General features: G+C 64.8%; 16 protein-coding genes, 1 tRNA gene and 1 pseudogene. 8 read left to right on the top strand and 10 right to left on the bottom strand.

What is annotated here, in order from left to right; all coding sequences use genetic code 11:
- Positions 1-7 precede the first annotated feature (7 nt).
- The 8 genes from ABB29_RS03445 to ABB29_RS03405 form a co-directional block, all read right to left on the bottom strand.
- On the bottom strand, positions 8-2161 hold the full coding sequence (locus ABB29_RS03445; RefSeq protein ID WP_057657223.1) for a TonB-dependent siderophore receptor: 2154 nt from the start codon (positions 2159-2161) through the stop codon (positions 8-10).
- A 173-nt stretch (positions 2162-2334) separates the two neighbouring features.
- Entirely contained in the window at positions 2335-3369 is a 1035-nt protein-coding gene (locus ABB29_RS03440; RefSeq protein ID WP_245622532.1) for a LacI family DNA-binding transcriptional regulator, read from the bottom strand.
- A 103-nt stretch (positions 3370-3472) separates the two neighbouring features.
- Positions 3473-3940, bottom strand: a complete 468-nt coding sequence (locus ABB29_RS03435; RefSeq protein ID WP_057657222.1) for an OsmC family protein — start codon at positions 3938-3940, stop codon at positions 3473-3475.
- Positions 3941-4018: 78 nt separating this feature from the next.
- Positions 4019-5308 carry a threonine synthase gene (gene thrC, locus ABB29_RS03430; RefSeq protein WP_057657221.1) on the bottom strand — a complete coding sequence of 430 codons (1290 nt, stop codon included), beginning with the start codon at positions 5306-5308 and terminating at the stop codon, positions 4019-4021.
- On the bottom strand, positions 5308-6237 hold the full coding sequence (locus ABB29_RS03425) for a homoserine kinase (protein ID WP_057657526.1): 930 nt from the start codon (positions 6235-6237) through the stop codon (positions 5308-5310). Before ABB29_RS03425 ends, thrC begins: the two co-directional genes overlap by 1 nt.
- 5 nt (positions 6238-6242) lie before the next feature.
- Positions 6243-8735, bottom strand: a complete 2493-nt coding sequence (gene thrA, locus ABB29_RS03420; RefSeq protein ID WP_057657220.1) for a bifunctional aspartate kinase/homoserine dehydrogenase I — start codon at positions 8733-8735, stop codon at positions 6243-6245.
- A 644-nt stretch (positions 8736-9379) separates the two neighbouring features.
- On the bottom strand, positions 9380-10015 hold the full coding sequence (locus tag ABB29_RS03410; protein WP_057657218.1) for a hypothetical protein: 636 nt from the start codon (positions 10013-10015) through the stop codon (positions 9380-9382).
- Positions 10016-10077: 62 nt separating this feature from the next.
- Positions 10078-11001, bottom strand: coding sequence for an alpha/beta hydrolase (locus ABB29_RS03405; protein WP_057657217.1), 924 nt, complete (start codon positions 10999-11001; stop codon positions 10078-10080).
- Positions 11002-11304: 303 nt separating this feature from the next.
- Here ABB29_RS03405 and ABB29_RS03400 point away from each other — a divergent pair.
- The 6 genes and pseudogenes from ABB29_RS03400 (at position 11305) to ABB29_RS03375 (ending at position 17074) form a co-directional block, all read left to right on the top strand.
- Positions 11305-11381 (top strand) — tRNA-Arg (locus tag ABB29_RS03400).
- A 222-nt stretch (positions 11382-11603) separates the two neighbouring features.
- On the top strand, positions 11604-13136 hold the full coding sequence (gene amaB / locus ABB29_RS03395) for an L-piperidine-6-carboxylate dehydrogenase (protein WP_057657216.1): 1533 nt from the start codon (positions 11604-11606) through the stop codon (positions 13134-13136).
- Between the two features lie 158 nt (positions 13137-13294).
- Positions 13295-14066 (top strand): annotated as a pseudogene (locus ABB29_RS03390) (class I SAM-dependent methyltransferase).
- Between the two features lies 1 nt (position 14067).
- Positions 14068-15123 (top strand): quinone-dependent dihydroorotate dehydrogenase, encoded by a 1056-nt coding sequence (locus tag ABB29_RS03385; RefSeq protein WP_057657215.1) that lies wholly within the window; start codon positions 14068-14070, stop codon positions 15121-15123.
- The gene (gene murB, locus ABB29_RS03380) at positions 15120-16163 is read left to right on the top strand and encodes a UDP-N-acetylmuramate dehydrogenase (RefSeq protein ID WP_057657214.1); all 1044 of its coding nucleotides are present in this window, start codon (positions 15120-15122) and stop codon (positions 16161-16163) included. Before ABB29_RS03385 ends, murB begins: the two co-directional genes overlap by 4 nt.
- A gap of 23 nt (positions 16164-16186) precedes the next feature.
- Positions 16187-17074 (top strand): DMT family transporter, encoded by an 888-nt coding sequence (locus tag ABB29_RS03375; protein ID WP_057657525.1) that lies wholly within the window; start codon positions 16187-16189, stop codon positions 17072-17074.
- Positions 17075-17568: 494 nt separating this feature from the next.
- On the opposite strand, the gene ABB29_RS03370 is transcribed toward ABB29_RS03375, so the two are convergent.
- A complete protein-coding gene (locus ABB29_RS03370; RefSeq protein ID WP_057657524.1) occupies positions 17569-18240 on the bottom strand; it encodes a phosphatase PAP2 family protein in 672 nt (223 codons plus the stop codon).
- A 4-nt stretch (positions 18241-18244) separates the two neighbouring features.
- Positions 18245-19510, bottom strand: a complete 1266-nt coding sequence (gene ispG / locus ABB29_RS03365) for a flavodoxin-dependent (E)-4-hydroxy-3-methylbut-2-enyl-diphosphate synthase (RefSeq protein WP_057657213.1) — start codon at positions 19508-19510, stop codon at positions 18245-18247.
- Positions 19511-19622: 112 nt separating this feature from the next.
- On the opposite strand from ispG, the gene ABB29_RS03360 reads away from it, so the two are divergent.
- Both ABB29_RS03360 and ABB29_RS03355 read left to right on the top strand, forming a co-directional pair.
- Positions 19623-20846 (top strand): ATP-binding protein, encoded by a 1224-nt coding sequence (locus tag ABB29_RS03360; protein WP_057657212.1) that lies wholly within the window; start codon positions 19623-19625, stop codon positions 20844-20846.
- A gap of 10 nt (positions 20847-20856) precedes the next feature.
- Complete coding sequence (locus ABB29_RS03355; RefSeq protein WP_057657211.1) at positions 20857-21462, top strand: response regulator transcription factor; 606 nt, start codon at positions 20857-20859, stop codon at positions 21460-21462.
- The last annotated feature ends 14 nt before the right edge of the window (positions 21463-21476 follow it).

Below are 21476 nucleotides of genomic sequence, written 5' to 3'. Positions count from 1 at the left end.
CCGCGCCTTACCACTGGAAGCGGGCGGTGGCGGTGACTGTGCGCGGATAGCCGTAATAGCACCACGCCGCGCTGTTGCAGACCGCGACGTATTCCTTGTCGGTCACGTTGTTGGCATTGAGCTGGAAGCGCCAGGCAGCGACGTCGTAGTGCACACTGGCATCGAACACGGTGTACGAGCCGGTCTCGAACACGTTGTAGATGTCGCCGTACTGGCTGCCGGTGTAACGCACCGCGCCACCAAAGCCGAGCCCGGCCAGCACTCCCTGGGTGATGGTGTAGTCGGCACCCAGCGAACCCTGGCTGCCCGGCTGCAGGGCGATTTCCTTGCCGATGGTGTCGACCGCGGTCGATTCGGTGACTTCCGAATCGGTATAGGTGTAGGCGCCATGGATGCTCAGGCCGCTACCCAGGTTCCAGCGTCCTTCCAGCTCGACGCCGCGGACCCGGGTTTCGCCTTGCTGTACCGAATACAGCGCATTGTCGGGGTCGACGGTGAGGGTGTTCTGCTGGGTGATTTCGTAGGCAGCCAGAGTGGCCAGCAGGCGGCCACCGGCAGGCTGGTACTTGATCCCGACTTCGGTCTGCTCACCGGTGGTTGGCACGAACGCCTGTCCGTCGAAGGCAGTACCGATTGTTGGCTGGAACGACTGCGAGTAACCGATATAGGGCGTGATGCCGTTGTCGAACAGATAGTTGATGCCGACCCGGCCGGAAAACTCCTGATCGCTCTGGTCGCTGCTGCCGCCGTTCAACTTGTCTTCGGTGCGGGTGTTGACCGCATCCTGGCGGCCACCGAGGGTGAACACCCAGCGATCCAGCTTGATCTGATCCTGCAGGTACAGGCCGGTCTGGGTCTGCACCTGCAAGGTGTGCGCGGTGAAATCCGGGACCTGGTAATCAGCGCCGTAGACCGGGTTGTAGGCATCGATCGGCGGTGCGCCAAAAGCGAATGCCGACGCGTAGTCGTCGCGCGAACGGCGGTAGTCCAGGCCGGCAAGCAAGGTATGCTCGGCGCGGCCGGTGCGGAATTTGAATTGCAGGTTGTTGTCCAGCGCGAAGCTTTTGGATTTTTCCAGGCGCGGATAGTAATAGCGGGTCAGCAGCGTGCGGCCGGGATCACTGCCGGGAATGAAATCATCCTGCAGGCCGAACAGGCCGAAGTTGGCGTTGCTGGCATCGACTTCCGAACTCATGTAACGCGCGCTCTGGTGAAAGCTGGAGCCAGCGGCGAAATCATGCTCGAACTCGTAGCCCAGTGACTGGCTGTCCTTGTCGAAATCATTGGCACCCGGTTCACCGGCGAAGAAGCTCGGTGAAATCCGCCGGCCATCGGCACCCGGTTCCAGCGTGCCCTCCAGCGGCAGGAAACCGCCGGCTTCAACCGTCTCCGCCTTCTGCCAGCGCGCCAGAATGGTCAGGCGGGTCGACTGATCCGGACGCCAGGTCACCGCCGGGGCCAGGAAATAGCGGTCGTCGTGCACCTGGTCGATGACGCTGTCGCTGTTGCGGGCCATGCCGGTGAGGCGATACAGCCAGGTCCCGCTGTCGTTCAATTTGCCACCCAGGTCGAAGCCGGCCTGGAGCAGGTTTTCGCTACCCACCTGCAGTTCGACTTCATGCAGGCTCTGTTCGGTCGGGCGCTTGCTGACATAGTTGACCAGGCCGCCGGGGGGCATCGCGCCGTAGTTGACCGAGCTCGGGCCCTTCAACACGTCGATGCGTTCCAGGCCATACGGCTCGATCCGCGAATCGCCGGTCCAGGTACCACTGACCACGGCCAGCCCATCCAGATAGCGCGCCGGTTCGAAGCCGCGCACGATCATCCAGTCGCTGCGCGAGTCGTCACCGTACTGCCCGCCCTGGGCGCCGGCGGTGAACCACAGCGCTTCTTCGACACCATGCACGGCGCGGTCCTGCATTTGCCGGTCGGTGATCACCGACACCGACTGCGGGATCTCGGCAATCGGGGTGCCGGTCTTGGTCGCGGTGCCGCTGCGGGTGGCAATCGGCGCCTGCACCTGGACCGCGTCCAACTCCACTGCCGAGTCCTCGGCCGGTTGTGCCAGCGCCGGCATGGCGTGCAGGGCGGCCAGGCCTAGCAACACGCTGCGGATCGCCAGCGGCAGGTGGGAGGAACGAGGACGTGCGAACAAGGACATGCGGTGGAAACCTTCTGGTGAGCGACTGCGCCGCTCGCCGGCAGGCCTGCCGGGCGATGCCGGGACAGCCCACGCAACGCGGCCAACCGTGAAAATAAGAATCATTCCTATTTTACGGACGGCCACTGAAGCTAGCAATACCTCGCCGTACTGCCGTTACGCGATGCCAGCCTTCAGGCCATGCCGGTGGAGCGTCGCAGCACCAGACGGGCTGGCAATACCCGGCTTTCGACCGGCTCGCCGTTGATCTGCCGCAGCAGTGTTTCGACCAGCATCGTGCCGGCCAGCTTGGTGTCCTGCTGCACCGTCGACAGACCCGGGCTGATGAAACCGGCCATCGGGATGTCATCGAAGCCGGCGACCGCGACCTGCTGCGGGACCACCAGACCGCGCTCGTGCAGGGCTTTCATCGCCCCGATCGCGATCAGGTCACTTGCGGCAAACAGCGCGTCGAATGTGATTTGCTGATCCAGCAGATGCAGGACCGCGTCGTAACCGGCCTGCTCGGTGGTGATGGCATCGACCTGCAACCGCGGGTCGATCTGCATACCGGCTTCCTGCAACGCCTGGCCATAGCCGCGGTAGCGCTCGAGGAACTCCGGATAGTGGTTGGATGCATCGCCGATGAAGGCGATGCGGCGGCGTCCCTGCTCCAGCAGGTGACGGGTGATGTCGGCCCCGCCCTGGCGGTTGTCGCAGCCAATCGACACCCCCGGCTGGTCCGGCAGCACCGCGCCCCAACGCACGAAATGGGTACCCTGCCGGACCAGTTTCTGCAGCCGTTGCTGGGCTTCCAGATAGTCGCCGTAGCCAAGCAGGATCAGACCATCGGCCTTGTTGCTGTCTTCGTAATCGGCTTGCCAGTTGGTCGACAGCTGCTGGAAAGAAATCAGCAGATCGTAGCCCTGCAGCGCACAGGCGCGGGTAATCGAGCCCAGCATCGACAGGAAAAACGGATTGATCTGCGAGTCATCCGGGGTCGGGTCCTCGAAGAACAGCAAGGCAATCGTGCCCGAATGCTGGCGGCGCAGATTGGAGGCGTTCTTGTCGACCTTGTAGTTGAGCTCGGCGGCGATGGCCTGGATCCGCTTGCGGGTCTCCTCGTTGACCATCGGGCTGCCGCGCAGCGCGCGCGACACCGTTGGTTGTGACACCCCCGCCAGATGGGCGATGTCCAGGGAAGTGGCCTTGCCTTTGATGGGCGCTATCACGTCTTCGGTCTTGTGTACCTGCTGGCGACGATAATGCCATGCCCGCGCCCTGCCCGGCAGCTGCGCAGCGCAGGCATCGCCGTCACCGGCGTGACTGGACTCAGCCGCTGCTGCCGTGCAGCAGGGTGCCCTGCGAGTCGCGGATGCTGACGCTCACATCAACCCCCTGGCGCACGCTTTCGGTCACCACGCAGAAATTCTCGAACTGGCCGAGCAGCCGCTCCAGGGTCTGGTGCGACTGCGCCGGCTCGGCAAGGTTGATGTCGACCTGGATATGCGCCACCCGCAGCCGGCCGTGATCATTGGCCTGCAGGGTGGCGGTGGCATGGGTTTTCAGCGGCCCGGGCTGGTTCTTGTACTTGCGCATGGCGAACAGCAGGCTGGCGCTGAGGCAGTTGGCCACCGCCACCGCCAGCATCCGGGTCGGATTGGGGCCGGCGCCGGCGCCCAGCGGCGCCGGCTCATCAGTCATCAGGTTGGCGATGGTGGTGCCGTCGAAGCGCACCAGGAAGGCGTAATCCTGCTGCTGTTCAAGGCTGATGGAAACTGTCTGCGTGGCAGCGGTCATGGTGCTGATCTCCGATGGGACAAGCGGCAAGCGTAGTTGCCATGCTACTCCGCCGACAGCAGATGGAGTCGCAAGCGATCAGGCCAGCAGTTGCTCCTTCAACGCCTGGTAGTCGGCAGGCACCGGGGTCGCATGTGCCGGACGTGCCAACAGTTCGGCGAGTGCCGTCGGCACCTGCAGCGGCATTCCGATCAGTGGTTCGACCACGCTTTCAAACTTGGCCGGGTGGGCCGTGGCAACCACTGCCCAGTCGCCGTCTTGCCCTTGCTCGCGCAACTGCTCCAGCACCTGCACGGCGGTGGCGGTATGCGGGCAGAACATTTCGCCATGCCCGGCATGGCGGCGGGCGATGGTCTGCCGGATCGTGGCATCATCGACGCTGAAAGCGCGGAACGCCTTGCGCAATGCCATGTCGTTGCCCCGGTACAGCCAGCGCAGGCGCTCGAAATTGCTCGGCGCGCCGACATCCATCGCATTGGCGATGGTGGCAACGCTGGCGGCGGGCGAATAATCGCCGCCGTCAAAAAATCGCGGCAGCACATCGTTGGCGTTGGTCGCCAGTACGATCTGCCCCAGCGGCACACCCAGCTCGCGGGCCAGGATCGCCGCCAGCGCGTTGCCGAGGTTGCCGGTCGGAATCACCAGATTGAGCAGGTTGCCGCTGCTGGCATGATGCTGCAAGCCGGCATGCGCGTAATAGGTCATCTGCGGCAGCAACCGGCCGAGGCTGATGCTGTTGGCCGAACTCAATGGCACCGTCGCCTGCAACGCGCGGTCGGCCAGGGCCTGTTTGGCCATCGCCTGGCAGTCGTCGAAAGAGCCGGCAACCCGCAAGGCCACCACGTTGTCACCAAAACAGCCCAACTGGTGTGCCTGCCGTGGCGATACCCGGCCATCGGGATACATCACCACTACCCGCAATCCCGGTTGGCGATGGAATGCCGCTGCCACCGCGGCACCGGTGTCGCCGGAGGTGGCGACGACAATCGTCAGCGGCGTGGTGTCCTGCGCGCGCAGGCGGCTGAGCGCGTTGGCGAGAAAGCGCGCGCCGACATCCTTGAACGCCGCGGTCGGCCCGTGGAACAACTCCAGCACGTGATCATCCGGGGTTGCCAAGACCCGCAACGGCACCGGGAAATCGAACGCCTGCCGGCAGATTTCCGCCAGCTGCGGCGCCAGACTGTCGCCTTCGAAGAACGGTGCCAGCAACATGCTGGCGGTCTCGGCCAGGCTGTCGCCTGCCTGCAACTGGCGCTTTGCCGGCAGCTGCCGTGGCACGTACAGGCCGCCGTCGGGCGCCAGCCCGGCAGCGATCGCCTGACCCAGGCCAACCGCCGGCGACGAATCGCGGGTACTGATGAACTGCATCACGAGACCACCTCCGCCGCGGCGGCATTGATCGGCGATACCCAGGCCTGGCTGGCAAGACCGGCCTGCTGGAACGCGGCCTGCATCAACGGCGCGGCGTGCCCGGCCTGGGCGCGGGTTTCGAACCAGGCAAACAGGCTGGGACCGGCGCCGGAAATACTCGAACCCATCGCTCCGGCCTGCAGCGCCGCCTGCTGGGTGGCGGCAAAGCCGGCGATCAGCGGCGAGCGTCGTGGCTCGACCAGCACATCTTTCAAGCCAGCACGTACCAGCGCCGCATCACCGCGATAACAGCCGGCCAGCACCAGCGCCAGGTTGCCGCTCTGGGCGACGAATTCCTTCAGCTCGTAGCTGCCCTGCAGTGCGGCGCGCGCGCGACGGGTCTCCAGGATCGCATCCGGGTGCACCAGCACGCAGTGCCACGCGTCCGGCACCGGCACGCTGACCAGCTGCTCGGCGGTGGCCAGCACCAGTCCACCCAGCAGCATCGGTCCCAGATTGTCGCCGTGGCGGCCGCCACTGGCGACGGCCTCGCCCACCAGTGCAAACGGATACAGCGCCTGGCGTGACAGCGGCTGGTCCAGCAACGCGTTGGCGGCGACCAGCGCGGCCACGCACGAAGCCGCCGAACCGCCCATGCCAGATCCCAGCGGAATGCCCTTGTCGATCTCGATGTCAAAACCGAACGGCAGATCCAGCGCATCGCGCATCGCGATCAAGGCGGCGCCAGCGGTATTGCCAGGTGCATCCATCGGCAGATCCACGGTCGCGCCGCGAATGGCGGTGATGCGTACCTGACCGCTGTTGTTGCGGCTGACGCTGACCCGATCACCCACGCCCGCAATGACATGGCCGAGGATATCGAAACCGACCCCGACGTTACCGACCGAGGCCGGTGCGAACGCGGTCGCCTGCTGCTTTCCTTCCATTCCACTCACAACTTTGCCCCCCGCCCCGCGGCGACTCGCAATAGATCCGCGAACACGCCTGCCGCGGTGACTTCAGGACCGGCGCCCGGCCCTTGCACGATCAGCGGATTATCGCAGTAGCGGCGGGTGGTGAACTGGACGATATTGTCGGTTTCGCGCAGATTGGCGAACGCATGGCTGCGCGCCATCGCCACCAGGCCGACGCTGGCATTGCCATCGGCGTCGAGTTGGGCGACGTAACGCAGCACTTGTCCATTGTCATTGGCGTTGGCCAGCCGCTCGCCGAACGCGGCATCGACCTCATCCAGGCGGGCCATGAAATCATCGACGCTGGCCTGTTGCAGGCTGGCCGGGACCAGGCTTTCGACCTTGACCTGGTCCAGGGTCAGCTCGCGCCCTGCCTCACGGGCCAGGATCACCAGTTTGCGGGCAACGTCGGTGCCGGACAGATCATCACGCGGATCCGGCTCGGTATAGCCCATGCCACGCGCATCGGTGACTAGCCGCGAGAACGGCACGCTGCCGTCGAAGCGATTGAACAACCAGGCCAGCGTGCCGGAAAAAATGCCCTGTATCGAGGTGATGCGGTCACCGGTATCGCACAGGTCACGCAGTGTCGATATCACCGGCAGGCCGGCACATACGGTGGCCTCGTAACGGAAGCGCGCACCGCTGCTGGTCGCCGCCGCGCGGATCGCGTCATAGCGCTGTTGATCGCCGGCACCGGCCTGCTTGTTGGGAGTGACCACGTGGATGCCGGCTGCCAGCCAGTCGGCGTAGCGGTCGGCCACCGCCGGACTGGCGCTGCAATCGACGATTACCGCATGCGGCAGGTGCGCCGACAGCAGGTGCGCGGCAAATGCATCCAGATCGACCTGGCTGTTGCTGCTGGCCATCTCCTGCTTCCAGTCGGCGCCGATGTTGCGGTCGCGCAGCAGCATGCGGGTGCTGGAGGCAATGCCGCGCAGGCGCAGATCCAGATTGGCCTTGTCCAGCAACTGCGGCTGGGCGGCGCGCAACTGTTCAATGAAGGCCGCACCGACATTGCCCGGGCCAATCACCCCGATCGAGAACGTCTGCGGCGACAACCAGAAACCGGCATGCGCGGCACGCAATGCCTTGGTCGCGTCGGCACTGTCGATCGCCACCGAGATATTGCGCTCGGAAGAGCCCTGGGCGATGGCCAGGATATTGACCCGCGCCCGCCCCAGTGACTCGAACAAGCGTGCGGCCACGCCCGGTTGCCCGGCCATGCCGTCACCGACCGCCGCCAGCACGCTGACATCGGAGGTCAGCTGCACGCGCTGGATCTGGCCCATCGACAATTCGTGGGCGAACGCATGCAGCAGTGCATCACGGGCGCGCGACGCTTCAGCCTGGCGGACCACGCAGCAGATCGAGTGTTCGGACGAACCCTGCGAGATCATCACCACCGACACCCTCGCATCGCGCAAGGCGGCAAATACCCGTTCGGCAGTACCCGGCACACCCATCAGGCCGGTGCCTTCCAGATTGAGCACCGCCAGATCCGGACTCAGGGTCAAACCTTTGACCGGCCCCGAGGCCTGGCTGTCGGCGCTGATCCGGGTGCCGGGATGATCCGGCTGGAACGTATTGCGGATGATGATCGGCAGGCCACGCTCGATCGCCGGCGACATCGTCTGCGGGTGTACCACCTTGGCGCCGAAATAAGCCAGCTCGCAGGCTTCGTCGTAGCTCAGGGTCTGCAACTGCACCGCTTCGGACACCACCCGTGGATCCGCCGACAACACCCCATCGACGTCGGTCCAGATATGCAGTTCCTGGGCATTGAACAGCGCCGCGAAAATCGCCCCGCTGTAATCGCTGCCATTGCGGCCCAGGGTGGTGATGCGGTCGTTGCGGTCACGGGCAACAAAGCCGGTGGCGACGATGCGCTGCTGCGGATGCTGCTGGCGCCAACGGGCCAGGCGCTCGGCGCTGGCCTGCCAATCGACATCGACACCCAGGTCACTGCTGCCGACCACCAGCACCTCGCGCGCGTCCAGCACCGCGCAATCCTCGCCAAGCACGCTCAGGTGATTGCCCAGTAATTGCGCTGAAAACACCTCGCCCATGCCCTGCACCCGGTCCAGTACCTCGCGCGGCAGTTCGCCAATCACCGACAGCGCGGTGAGTACCTCGGACAGGTTCTGGAAGCGTTCCTCCAGCCATTCCAGGGTCGGGCCGGCGTGCTCGCCAAGCAGGGCGACCGCGGCGCCACGATGGCGGCCACGCAGCGCATGCCAGCGCTCGCGCCAGTCCTGATCGTCGGCGGCGGCACCGCGCGCGACCTCGATCAAGGCATCGGTAACGCCTTTCATCGCCGACACCACCGTGACCTGGGTCTGCTCGTCGCGCGCCAGCAGCAGCTGGGCGACGTGGCGATAGCGTTCGGCATCGGCGACCGAAGTGCCGCCGAACTTGTGGACGACGGTGACTGCTACCGGTTTTTCGACTTCTGCTGCGCTGGACGACATGGAACCTTGAGCCTCATGGGTGAGGCCCCGCGCGCGTCATCAGGTGGGGTCGCCCCGCATCCTGATTCGGGTGCGGGGCCGTGGTCTGCGTGGTTACGCGAACACAACCAGCCGCACCCGGGAAGTCCGGGTAATGGTGGTAATGATGGTGGTCATGCAACCTGCCCGCACAGCAGCGGCCGACGCAATCGTCGGCTGGCAATGGTCTGCTCGCTGGTAGGCGGTGGTATGCATGCCCGTAGATGACACGATGACGGCCAGCCCTGTCAAGTGCTGCGATGCGGCAATGGATGGTTGCAGGGGAAACCACCCGGTATTACCGACCCTCATGCCCACAAGCATCGGAACCCGCAGCCAGCATGCGTCGATACTGCCCGAACGAAACGTCTCCTTCCGGCGGCAGATAAACAACCGCGTCGCCGGCTATTCCCGGGCGCGCTCCAACTCGTTGAATCTGCATGGATGCTGCCGTCGTGCATCGCAGCTGCCCTGGAGTATTTGCAGCCCGACCCTGGTGACCCGATCGATGGGCATGACAATCGCTCTCGCACAGTCCCCGGCAATGGCTTTGACAGTAACCCTGCTGTGCAGCCGCTAAACCCCCACCTCCATAATTCTGTTGAACCCCACCACAAGGCCACGCTTCAACCAGAAGGTGCATCCCCACCCATCATGCCCGACTCTCGCTCTGTCGAGCGCTCTGAAACTGTAAATTTCACCGGCGCGCCCAGGAGTTTTTCCACGGCAGCCCTCTCAGCTTCATAGACAACAGCATCACCATCGACTGAAATGATGTCGATATTGACCACGCCCGTCCTTTGATCTATCCCATAACCCTCCATCCCCGGCAATGCTTGAGCCAGCCCGTCCATCGCCGCATCTATTCGCTGCCGCGTTTGCTGTAGCGTTTCTGCCGCACCCGTGTAAAAGATTACTTTCACCGGCCCAGCTGCCGTTGTCAGCGTTCTGGGAACCACGCTTTGCTGTCCGGTCAATCGAACATTGATTGCCTGGTTCGGATAGTCACTCCAGTAGAGACCCGCGAATCTGCTATCGAACTCGGCCCTGATGGCATCCAGTTCCGCCTCTGGCAATAGATCCTGTTTCGCCAGCTCGATCCTTGCCACATCCGCTGGCGCACCGGTCATTTTCTGATACGACTTTATTTCCAAGTCAATGTCCTGCACCGACTCGAGAAAAGCTGAACGTTGCGGTTGCATTCCAAAAGCACTTGAAGCCATCGCGGCAACCCACAACAAAGCAATCTTCCTGACTTCCATGACGTCTCTCCATCTTTTGCCTCACGACGACATACCTGATCGTGGCTGCCGGCGCATGGGTGTTACTGCTTGACCCCCAGCAGGTACTTCAGCCCGTGGGTGAAACCACGGGGGGCCACGCTGAGATGGTCTTCGTCAGCGAGCACGTCCAGCTGGAGCTGCAGCGATGGATACCGGCGTGAACGCAGATTGTTGGCCATGCGCCGGGCATCCGACACCATGTCGTAGGTTTTGCCGAACCTGCGTTGTTCGTATTCGCCCACATAGATATAGACCGATGCGGGCAAATCGTCATGCGCATCGGCATAGCGCTGTTCAAACTGCTCCATGACACGATGGTCGTACCAGTAGGAGGGGCTGCCCAGCACATAGCCGGTGAACAATCGTGGTTGCGTCAACAGGACCTGAGTGGCGAGCAATCCGCCGTAGGAGTGGCCGAGCAACAGGCGTTGCTGCTCATCGGTCCGGAATCGCTTCGCCACGAACGGCAGGACGTTGTCGCGCAGATAGGCAATGTAGGCCTCGCTCTGTCCATGCACCGCGTCGTCTGGCGCTCCGCTGGCGCCTGCTGGCGTAGGCGTGTAGTCCCGACGCCGGCTCGGCATGCCCGCCTCGCCCACGGCGTAGGACAGTCCGACCAGGATGAATTCCTCGATTGCCGGGCCCTCGCCATTCAAGCGCCTTGCGATCTGCTTGATCAGCGGAAACGCATAGGCAGCATCGGTAACGTACATCACCGGATAGCGACGATCTGGCTCATCGGCATACGATGCCGGCAACGCCACGAACACCTGGTAGTCCCGCCCCGATACCGGGTCCGGTACATCCCAGACCTGGCTTCCGATGATTTCATAGGGCAAGCCATTGCCACGCTGGTCGGTCGACGCCGAGACCTTTGCCGATGCGGCAACCGAGTCAGCCTGGGTCAGCCCGGATTGGACAGGTGAGACCGGCGGTGGATCGCTGCAAGCGGCCAGAACCAGCAATATGACCGCAAACGAGACAGGTTTCCGCACGCTTTCGTCCTCGAATGAGGTGTAATAGTTCAGATATTGAATGCGTTGAGCCGCGCAGCAAGCGACGTCGACGGGCAATGGCAAGATAGGCCATCTCCGCGTCACATTGACAGTCCATCATTCGCGCTGCGGCCACATGCCGCGGCGGTCGCGCGGTCGGACCGGGCTTTTCCCAACACTGCCATCCTCGGACGCCGCCGCAATCGTCTGGCGTCAGCCCCAGCCCCGGCCCGCTGCGCGGTTCGAGCCAATCATGCGAGAATGCCCGCCCTCGGCCCCGTAGCTCAGCTGGATAGAGCGTCCCCCTCCTAAGGGGAAGGTCAGTGGTTCGAATCCACTCGGGGTCACCATCGGCGCCATTGCCCGCTACGCGGCCGGCCACGCTGGCTTGTGCGGCAGATCCCGTTCGAGTCCCGCTGCCGGCGCCGATCACTGTCGGCAGCCCACGTCCGCGTGCCCGGCTGCCGGCTCGCAGCCATGGGCGGGGTCGGGTTGGACCGGCCGGTCTGCTAAAATCGGGGTTCCTCCGGCGCCGGCTAGCCGCGCCCGAACCCGTTTTTCTGGAGTAATACATGACCGCAGACATTTTCAAGGCTCTTGGCCTCGGCAAAACCAATTCCGGCACCTATCTGGGCCGGGACGAATGGTCCACCAGCACCGAGGCTGGCACCCTGCAGTCGATCAATCCGACCACCAACGAGGTCATCGCCGAAGTCCATGCGACCAGTGCGGCTGACTATGAAACCGTGGTGGCGCGGGCGCAGGAAGCGTTCAAGATCTGGCGCACGACCCCGGCCCCGCGCCGTGGCGAGGCCATCCGCCTGTGCGGCGAAGCACTGCGCAAGCACAAGGACGCGCTGGGTTCGCTGGTAGCGCTGGAAATGGGCAAGAGCAAGCCCGAAGGCGATGGCGAAGTGCAGGAAATGATCGACATTGCCGATTTCGCCGTCGGCCAGTCGCGCATGTTGTATGGCTACACCATGCATTCGGAGCGCCCTGGCCACCGCATGTACGAGCAGTACCAGCCGCTGGGCCTGGTCGGCATCATCAGTGCGTTCAACTTCCCGGTCGCGGTGTGGGCGTGGAATGCCTGCCTGGCCGCAGTCTGTGGCGACATCTGCATCTGGAAGCCGTCCAACAAGACCCCGCTGACCGCCATCGCCAGCATCAAGATCTGCAACGAAGCGCTGAAGGCCGCCGGCTTCCCGGACATCTTCTTCCTGATCAACGACGCCGGCACCGAGCTGGCCGAGAAGTTTGTCGATGACAAGCGCATCCCGCTGATCAGCTTCACCGGTTCCACCGCCGTCGGCCGCACCGTCGGTGAGCGCGTGGCCCGCCGCATGGGCCGCAGCCTGCTGGAACTGGGCGGCAACAACGCGATCATCCTCGACGAATCGGCCGACCTCAAACTGGCGGTGCCGGGAATCGTGTTCGGCGCCGTCGGCACCTGCGGCCAGCGCTGCACCAGCACCCGCCGCCTGCTGGTCCATGAAGCGATTTACGACGACGTGCTGGCGACGCTGGTCAAAGCCTACAAGCAGGTCGAAGGCAAGATTGGCGACCCGACCGACCCCAGCAACCTGATGGGCCCGCTCAACAGCCCGGCCGCGGTACAGCAGTTCCTGGATTCGGTGGCCAAGGCCAAGGCCAGCGGCGGCAAGGTCGAAACCGGTGGCACCGCCATCGACCGGCCGGGCAATTTCGTCCTGCCGACCATCATCAGCGGCCTCAGCAATGCCGACGAAATTGTCCAGCACGAGACCTTTGCGCCGATCATGTACGTGATGAAGTACAAGACCCTGGATGAGGCGATCGAGATGCAGAACGCGGTGCCGCAAGGCCTGTCGTCGGCGATCTTCACCCAGAACCTGAAAGCCGCCGAGCAGTTCCTGTCGGCAGCCGGCAGTGACTGCGGCATCGCCAACGTCAACATCGGCACCAGCGGCGCCGAAATCGGCGGCGCGTTTGGTGGCGAAAAGGAAACCGGCGGTGGCCGCGAATCCGGCTCCGACGCCTGGAAGGCCTACATGCGCCGGCAGACCAACACCATCAACTATTCGGATTCGCTGCCGCTGGCGCAGGGCATCAAATTCGACCTGTAACGGCTTTTTCCCGCCTTCCGGCGGGTATTGCCCGCACCAGTGACCCATCCGGCCGCTCCGTTTCGGGGCGGCCGGATGCGTTTGCCGGCCTGCCGGCACTGACATGCTGCGGCGTGGTTGTTTAAACTTGCACGGATATTTCCGGAACTGCCGACGACATGAGCGCGGATGCCCCCACCGAACGCTTCAGTAACCGGGTAGCGGATTACGTGCGCTACCGGCCCGGTTACCCGGCCCAGTTGCTGCCGTGGCTGTATGCCACCCAGGGCATGAAAGCAGGCGATGTGGTCGCCGACATCGGCGCCGGTACCGGCATTTCCTCGCAGCTGTTCCTGCAGGCCGGGCATCCGGTGGTCGCGGTCGAGCCGAATGCGGCAATGCGCGCGGCGGCGGTAGAGGCCCTGGCAGGCCACCCCGGCTTCAGCGCCGTTGATGGCAGCGCCGAGGCCACCACCCTGGCCGATGCCAGCGTCGACGTGGTTAGTGCGGCACAGGCTTTCCACTGGTTCGACAAGGCGGCGGTGAAGCGCGAATGGCAGCGCATCCTGAAACCGGACGGACTGATGGTGGTGTTCTGGAACAGCCGCCCAGTCACCGGCAGCGCCTTCCTGGAAGGCTACGAAGCGCTGTTGCGCGACTATGGCAGCGATTACGCCTCGGTCGCCGAGCGCTATCCCGATGACGTCAGCATGTGCGAGTGGCTCGGTGATGGATTGCGTGGCATGGCCAGTTTCGACAATCACCAGCTGCTCGATTTCGATGGCCTGCGTGGCCGCCTGCTGTCATCCTCCTATGCTCCCCCGCCCGCCCGGCCACCCGCGCCACGACGCCATGCTTGCCGTCCTGCACGGGTTATACGAGCAGACCGCCGTCGATGGCCTGGTCGACCTGAAATACGACACCCGCATCTTTGTCGGAACCCCCGCCTGACATGTATTCGCTAGCACGTCCCCTGTTGTTCGCCTTCAATGCCGAGCGCGCCCATGGCCTTGGCCTCAAGGGCATCGAACTGGCCTACCGCAGCGGCGCCCTGCCGTTGCTGGCACCGGCAGTGACGCCGATGCCGACCCGGGTGCTTGGCCTGCAGTTTCCCAATCCGGTCGGGCTGGCCGCGGGCCTGGACAAGAACGGCGAACATATCGACGCGCTGCTGGCGCTGGGTTTCGGCTTTGTCGAAATCGGCACGGTCACCCCGCGACCGCAGGCGGGTAATCCGACCCCGCGGATGTTCCGGCTCTCGCACCATCGCGCGGTCATCAACCGGCTCGGCTTCAACAACCAGGGCGTCGACGCGCTGGTGCGCAATGTCGAGCGTGCGCAACGCAAGAGCGGCCTGCTGGGCATCAACATCGGCAAGAACAAGGACACCGCCAACGAGCGCGCCGCCGATGACTACCTTTACTGCCTGGAGCGGGTCTATCCGCTGGCCGACTACATCACCATCAACATCTCCTCGCCCAATACCGCCGGCCTGCGCGAGCTGCAGGAAGAACAGGCACTGCGACAGTTGATCGGCAGCCTGCGCGAACGCCAGGAGTCGTTGGGCGCGCAACACGGCAAACGGGTGCCGATGCTGGTCAAGGTGGCACCGGACCTGTCCGATGAAGACATCGACGCGGTCGCCCGGGTGCTGACCGATCTGTCGGTGGACGGCGTCATCGCCACCAACACCACCGTCTCGCGGATCAGCGTGCAGGACCATCGCCATGCCAACGAAACCGGCGGTTTGTCCGGCGCGCCGTTGATGGGCCAGGCGACCACGGTGCTGCGCCGCCTGCGCACCCGCCTGCCCGACAACATGCCGTTGATAGGTGTCGGCGGCATTCTGTCCGGCGCCGATGCGGTGGCCAAGATGTCGGCCGGTGCATCGCTGGTGCAATGCTACAGCGGGCTGGTCTACCGCGGCCCGGAACTGATTGGCGAATGCGTCGAGGCGATGCGCCGTCGGCGCGAAGCGCCCAGCCGTGGTTCGGTCGAACCTGCATGAGTGCGGCGCCCTATCGCCTGCGCCAGGACGTCGCGCTGGATGACCGCAACACGCTCGGCGTCGCCGCGGTTGCGCCGTGGCTGATCGAACTCGATGACGCCGCCGCCCTGCCGCGGGTGCTGTCATTGCCGCAGGCGGTGATGGCACCGCTGCTGGTGCTGGGCGGTGGCAGCAATCTGCTGTTCGCCGGCAATCCAGCCGGCGCGGTGCTGCAGTTCAGCAGTGGCCAGCGGCAGATACTGGACGAACGCGACGGCAAGGTACGCATCCATGTCGATGCCGGCGTCGGCTGGCATGAGCTGGTGATGTGGAGCCTGCAACAAGGCTTGTGCGGGCTGGAAAACCTGGCCCTGATCCCCGGCACCGTCGGCGCCGCGCCGATCCAGAACATCGGTGCCTACGGCCGCGAAGTCGGCGACTACATCCATCAGGTCGATGCCTGGGATCGCCAGCAGCAGCGCTGGGTGCAACTTGATCGCGCCGCCTGCGGGTTTGCCTATCGCGACAGCGTGTTCAAGCGCGAAGTCGACCGCTTCATCGTTACCAGCGTGCAGTTCCTGTTGCCACGGCAGGCACCGTTGCAACTGGACTATGCCGGCATCGGCGAAGAGCTGCAGGCGATGGGCATCCAGCAGCCCAACGCCAGCGACGTGGCCCAGGCGGTGATCCGTATCCGCCAGCGCAAGCTGCCGGACCCGGCGCTGATCGGCAACGCCGGCAGCTTCTTCAAGAATCCGATCATCGATGTGCAACAGGCCGACGCCTTGCTGGCCAGGCATCCGTCGTTGCCGGTGTTCGCCGGCCCCGATGCCGGCAGCCGCAAGATCTCCGCCGCCTGGATGATCGACGCCTGCGGCTGGAAAGGCTTCCGCGAAGGCGATGGTGGCGTCGCCGACAGCCACGCCCTGGTGCTGGTCAACCACGGTCATGCCAGTGGCCCGCAGATGCTGTCCATCGGCCGCCGCATCGCAACCTCGGTGGAAGAAGCATTCGGGGTCGAAATAGAGCCCGAACCACGGATCATCGGCGCCCGCTGGTGAATTCCGCGGCACCGGCGATGCCGATGAAGGCGGCCGGCCTGATGCTGGCCAGCACCTTGTCGTTCGGGATCATGGCTATCGCCATCCGCCTGGCCTCGCAATCACTGCATACCTTCGAAATCGCCTTCTTCCGCAATCTGTTCGGCCTGCTGGCAGTACTGCCGCTGGTGATGCGGATGGACCCGGCGTCGCTGCGCAGCCGGCAACTGCCGCGTTATTTCGTGCGCTGCGCGATCGGCATCGGCTCGATGCTGTGTGGCTTCTGGGCGATCGGCCACCTGCCGCTGGCGCAGGCGATTTCGATTTCCTATTCGACCCCGGTGTTCGTCACCATCGCCGCGGCGGTGTTCCTTGGCGAACATGTGCGCACGCGCCGCTGGGTTGCGGTGGCGGTCGGTTTCATCGGTGTGTTGATCATCGTCCAGCCGGGTTCTTCGTCATTTTCCGCCGGTACCCTGATCGCACTGACCGCGGCCGTGCTCAGTGGCGTGGTCGCGATCCAGATCAAGCAGCTGTCGCGGGTCGATGCCGCCAACACCATCGTCCTGTACACCTACCTGTTCTGGGTGCCGATGTCGCTGTTGCCGGCGCTGCTGGTCTGGCAATGGCCGCAAGGCATCGCCTGGCTGTGGGTGGTGGGCGCCGGGCTGTTCGGCACCGCTGGCCAGGTGTTCTGGACCCATGCCTTGAAGCCGGGCGAAGTGTCGGCATTGACCCCGATCAGCTTCATGCAGCTGCCGCTGGTCGCCACCGCTGGCTGGCTGTGGTTTGGCGAAAACGTCGGTCTGTGGACCTGGATTGGTGCGGCAATCATCCTCGGCGCCAATGCCTATATCGCCCATCGCGAAGCAGTGCTGGCACGGCGCGCGCAATCGCGGGCGGTCAGTGAAGCGGCGACACCAGGCGAATAATCGGCTACCCGTTTCCCCGTAGAGCGCAGCTTGCTGCGCTGGAAACCCGGCAGGCGATATCGGCTGGACGGTGCACGCAGAGCAGCGCAGCAAGCTGCGCTCTACAACAGCAATCACACCTGAAATATGGATGGCGGCACTCCCTGCCCGTAGAGCGCAGCTTGCTGCGCTGGAAACCCGGCAGGCGATATCGGCTGGACGGTGCACGCAGAGCAGCGCAGCAAGCTGCGCTCTACAACAGCAATCGCACCTGAAACATGGATGGCGGCTCTCCCTGCCCGTAGAGCGCAGCTTGCTGCGCTGGAAACCCGGCAGGCGATACCGAGCGGACGGTGCACGCAGAGCAGCGCAGCAAGCTGCGCTCTACAACAGCAATCGCACCTGAAACATGGATGGCGGCTCTCCCTGCCCGTAGAGCGCAGCTTGCTGCGCTGGAAACCCGGCGGGAGATACCGGCTGGACGCTGCACGCAGAGCGGCGCAGCAAGCTGCGCTCTACGATGAAGGGAGGGTGTTTCTCTTGGGCGTGAACAGCGCCAGGTACAAGCCGACGACCCAGGCCATGCCGGCAGCCCAGCCAGCGAGGATGTCCGACGGGTAATGCACGCCCAGGTAGACCCGCGACAAGCCGACCAGCACGGTAAAGCCAAGCGCGGCAATCATTACCCACCAGCGCCAGCGCGTTGGCCAGGCCAGCAGGATCAACACCATCGCCAGCGTCATTGAACCCATCGCATGGCCGCTGGGAAAACTGTAGGTGGTCTCTGGTGCGATCGACTCCCACAGGCTGGGCCGGTCGCGCTGGAAAAACTGTTTGCTGGCGATGTTCAGCAGCGCCGAACCGATGAACGCGGCCGCGGCGAAGCCGGCGCGGCGCCAGTAGCGTCTGGCCAGCAGCACCAGCACCACCAGCACGTCGGCCGGAATCACCCCGTACTGATAGCCCAGCGCGGAAATGCCGACGAACAACCTGTCCAGCCACGGGCCAGCGATGGCACGAGCACCATGCAGCAATGGCGCGTCGAAATAGAAATCCTCGAGCTCGTGGACTTCATCGGCCAGCTCTGCAAACAGCCACAGCGGCAGCAACAGGCCGATGAACAGCAGGGCGATCCGCGCCGGATGGCGACGGAACAGCGCAATGATGACGCGCGCGCCCTGGGCCAAGGTGTCAGCTGGCGACACGCGAGTAGTTGGCTTCGACGTACTCGTCGATCAGGGCAACGAATTCCTGGGCGATGTTGTCACCGCGCAGGGTCAGCTTTTTCTCGCCATCGACGAACACCGGTGCCGCCGGCGCCTCGCCGGTACCGGGCAGGGAAATACCGATGTTGGCGTGGCGCGACTCGCCGGGCCCGTTGACCACGCAGCCCATCACCGCCAGGGTCATGTTCTCCGCGCCCGGATGGCTGATCTTCCATTCCGGCATCTTGCCGCGCACGTGGTTCTGCACCACTTTCGCCAGCTCCTGGAAGAATTCCGACGTGGTCCGGCCGCAACCCGGGCAGGCGGTGACCATGGGCGTGAACGCACGTTGACCGGTGGTCTGCAGCAGTTCCTGGGCGACGATCACTTCCTGGGTTCGTGGCTGGCCCGGTTCCGGCGTCAGCGAGATGCGGATGGTGTCACCGATGCCTTCCTGCATCAGCACCGCCAGCGCCGCCGACGAGGCGACGATGCCCTTGCTGCCGATGCCGGCCTCGGTCAGGCCCAGATGCAACGCGAACTGCGAGCGCTGGGCCAGATCGCGGTACACCGCAATCAGTTCCTGGACCCCGCTGACCTTGGCCGACAACACGATCCGGTCACGTGGTAAACCGATTTCAACGGCTTTTTCCGCCGAATCCAGCGCCGAACGGATCAGCGCCTCGCGCAGTACCCGGCCGGCATCCCAGGGATCGGCGCGCTGCGAGTTTTCATCCATCAGCTGCGCGGCCAGCGATTGATCCAGCGAGCCCCAGTTGGCGCCGATGCGGACCGGCTTGTCGTAGCGGATGGCGAATTCGATCAGCTGGCCGAACTGCAGATCCTTCTTGCGGCCGAAACCGACATTGCCGGGATTGATGCGGTACTTGGACAGCGCCTGGGCGCAGGCCGGCTCGGCGGCCAGCAACTGGTGGCCGTTGTAGTGGAAGTCACCGATCAACGGCACCGGCACGCCCATCATGTCGAGCTTTTCACGGATGCGCGGGATGGCCGCCGCCGACTCCGGGTTGTTGACCGTCAGCCGCACCAGCTCCGAGCCGGCGCGCCACAAATCGGCGACCTGCCTGACGCTGGAGGCGACATCGGCGGTGTCGGTATTGGTCATCGACTGCACCACCACCGGCTTGCCGCCACCGACCCAGATACCGCCGATATTGACGGGATGGGTGTCGCGACGGGACCAGGCGGCGGCAGTGGCAGGAGGCGTGGGGCGGGTGATGGCGTCAGGCATGCCCTATTTTAGACCGTCTTGGCGGCCAGGCAGCAGGCCGTCGCGGCGCCGTTCACCTGCTGCGACGGATTGTCGCGGGCCATCGCCGTGGCGATGCTCTAGGATCGCGCCCATGCCCGCGCCTCCCACGTTCCTGCGGACCCTGTGCAACCTGCGCTGGGTCGCCATCATCGGCCAGACCATCAGCGTGCTGGTGGCGGTCCATGTGATGGGCCTGCCACTGCGACAGGCACCGCTATGGGCCGGCATCGCGGTGCTGGCGGCGTTCAATCTGTTTGCCGGCTGGCAGAGCCGACGGCTGCAGGGCGACCGTCCTGGCTGGGCGTTCGCGCACATGCTGGTCGACGTGGCGGTACTGGCGTGGCTGGTCGGCTGCAGTGGCGGCATCAGCAACCCGTTCGGCTCGATGTTCCTGTTGATCATCGCGGTCGCGGCCCTGGCCCTGCCGATCGGCTGGGTGATGGCGACCGCCGCCGCCTGCCTGCTGGGCTACGGTTTGAGCGCCGCCTACGGCATCCCGCTGCCACACGCGCATGGCAATGGCTTCAACCTGCATTTGTGGGGAATGGCGGTCAACTTCGTGCTGTCGGCCGCGGTGGTGCTGTATTTCTCGACCCGGCTGGTCGCCGCGCTGCGCCAGCGTGAGCGCGAACTGGCGATGCTGCGCGAGCGTTTCGCCCGCAACGAGGGCATTGTCGCCCTGGCCACCCACGCCGCGGCGGTGGCGCATGAACTCAACACGCCATTGGCGACCATGACCCTGCTGGTCGACGACATCGCCGAGCTCAGCGACAGTGCGCAGGTGCGTGGCGACGCCATCACCCTGCGTGGCTTGATCGATGTCTGCCGGGATCGCGTTCGCGGCCTGGCCAGTTCGGCCGACCCGGGTACCGAGCCAGCAGTCGATCCGCAGCAGGTCATCGACCGTTGGCAACTGATCCGGCCGACGGTCCAGCTGCAGCGCGCGATTGCGTTGCCGTCGCAGTTGCGGGTGCAGCCAGCGGTCGGCCATCTGCTGCAGGCGCTGCTCAACAACGCCGCCGATGCCAGCCTGGAGTCGGCCAGCCGCCAGGTCGACGTGGCCCTCGCTGTCGAGGAGCGCTGGCTGCTCGGTGAGGTCCGCGATTACGGCGCCGGCTTCAGTGAATCGCTGCCCTATCAGCCCGACGCGCTGTTCCGCAGCAGCAAGCCCGATGGCATGGGCGTGGGCCTGGCACTGTCCAACGCCACCGTCGAACGGATGGGCGGACACATGCAGATGCAATCAGCGGCCAGTGGCGGTACCCGGGTCCTGTTCCGCCTGCCGTTGCTGGCCGCCAGCGGGCAGCTGGCTTGAAGGCACATCCATGACCGATACCACCAGCACCACGACGAGCGGACGGCGATTGGTCGGCCTGCTGGTCGACGATGACGCGCTGTACGCCAGCACCCTGCAACGGGTACTCGCGCGCAGGTGGCTGTCCACGCACATCGCCAGCGACGGCCCAGGTGCGCTGCACCTGGCACGCCAATTGCGACCGGACTTTGCCCTGATCGACCTGAAGCTCGGTGAAGACTCGGGACTGGAACTGATCACCCCGCTGCGACAACTGCGCGCGGACATGCGGATCCTGCTGGTGACCGGTTATGCCAGCGTTGCCACCGCAGTGGAGTCGATCAAGCGCGGCGCCGACGACTATCTACCCAAGCCGGCCTCGGCACAGATGATCCTGCGCGCACTGGGGCTTGAGTCGGCAAGCGATCACGCCAGCGATCAAGCCGATGTCGCGGCGGATACGCCGGCAACCATGATCCCCCTGCACCGGCTGGAATGGGAACACATCCAGCAGGCGCTGGCCGAAACCGATGGCAATATCTCGGCCGCCGCACGCCTGCTCGGCATGCACCGGCGTTCACTGCAGCGCAAGCTGGGCAAGCGCCCGGGGCCGGAGCGCAAACCGCTGGATGATTGAGTCCGCTGGCGCCG

The sequence above is a fragment of the Pseudoxanthomonas dokdonensis genome (assembly GCF_001431405.1).
Taxonomy (GTDB): Bacteria; Pseudomonadota; Gammaproteobacteria; order Xanthomonadales; family Xanthomonadaceae; genus Pseudoxanthomonas_A; species Pseudoxanthomonas_A dokdonensis.
This window is presented reverse-complemented; position numbering and strand designations above follow the sequence as displayed.

Excerpts from the sequence above, each read along its gene's own strand:
- ispG (WP_057657213.1), bottom strand. The coding sequence starts at position 19,510 with ATGCCTGACGCCATCACCCGCCCCACGCCTCCTGCCACTGCCGCCGCC.
- ABB29_RS03385 (WP_057657215.1), top strand. The coding sequence starts at position 14,068 with ATGTATTCGCTAGCACGTCCCCTGTTGTTCGCCTTCAATGCCGAGCGC.
- thrA (WP_057657220.1), bottom strand. The coding sequence starts at position 8,735 with ATGTCGTCCAGCGCAGCAGAAGTCGAAAAACCGGTAGCAGTCACCGTC.
- ABB29_RS03375 (WP_057657525.1), top strand. The coding sequence starts at position 16,187 with ATGAAGGCGGCCGGCCTGATGCTGGCCAGCACCTTGTCGTTCGGGATC.
- murB (WP_057657214.1), top strand. The coding sequence starts at position 15,120 with ATGAGTGCGGCGCCCTATCGCCTGCGCCAGGACGTCGCGCTGGATGAC.
- ABB29_RS03445 (WP_057657223.1), bottom strand. The coding sequence starts at position 2,161 with ATGTCCTTGTTCGCACGTCCTCGTTCCTCCCACCTGCCGCTGGCGATC.
- ABB29_RS03410 (WP_057657218.1), bottom strand. The coding sequence starts at position 10,015 with ATGGAAGTCAGGAAGATTGCTTTGTTGTGGGTTGCCGCGATGGCTTCA.
- amaB (WP_057657216.1), top strand. The coding sequence starts at position 11,604 with ATGACCGCAGACATTTTCAAGGCTCTTGGCCTCGGCAAAACCAATTCC.
- ABB29_RS03355 (WP_057657211.1), top strand. The coding sequence starts at position 20,857 with ATGACCGATACCACCAGCACCACGACGAGCGGACGGCGATTGGTCGGC.
- thrC (WP_057657221.1), bottom strand. The coding sequence starts at position 5,308 with ATGCAGTTCATCAGTACCCGCGATTCGTCGCCGGCGGTTGGCCTGGGT.
- ABB29_RS03435 (WP_057657222.1), bottom strand. The coding sequence starts at position 3,940 with ATGACCGCTGCCACGCAGACAGTTTCCATCAGCCTTGAACAGCAGCAG.
- ABB29_RS03425 (WP_057657526.1), bottom strand. The coding sequence starts at position 6,237 with ATGGAAGGAAAGCAGCAGGCGACCGCGTTCGCACCGGCCTCGGTCGGT.
- ABB29_RS03360 (WP_057657212.1), top strand. The coding sequence starts at position 19,623 with ATGCCCGCGCCTCCCACGTTCCTGCGGACCCTGTGCAACCTGCGCTGG.